This window comes from Pantoea sp. SIMBA_079 (assembly GCF_046940275.1).
Classification (GTDB): Bacteria; Pseudomonadota; Gammaproteobacteria; order Enterobacterales; family Enterobacteriaceae; genus Pantoea; species Pantoea borealis.
On sequence record NZ_JAWRYR010000836.1, the window covers coordinates 1 to 241 of the forward strand.

Below are 241 nucleotides of genomic sequence, written 5' to 3' on the forward strand. Positions count from 1 at the left end.
GAAGAAATAGCCATCGCCCTCGATTGCCTTGCCACCGGTAACCAGACGAATGTGCGGCTGGGCGATGGCCCGCTGCACCAACCCGGCAACCTTGTCGCGGTGTTGGGCACTGATCAGCGGCCCCAGTTCGGTTTCTTCAGACTCCTGCAGGCCCGGTTTGAGGCTGGCTACGGCTTTCCCCAAGCGCTCGACGAAGCGCTCGTAGATCCCGTCCTGCACATACAGGCGGCAGGCTGCGGTG

At 63.1% G+C, this 241-nt stretch carries 1 protein-coding gene; it reads right to left on the reverse strand.

The annotated features are described in order from the left end of the window. Positions 1-241 (reverse strand): aldehyde dehydrogenase family protein (locus SB719_RS22300; RefSeq protein ID WP_412160054.1); only part of this gene is annotated, 241 nt, incomplete at both ends.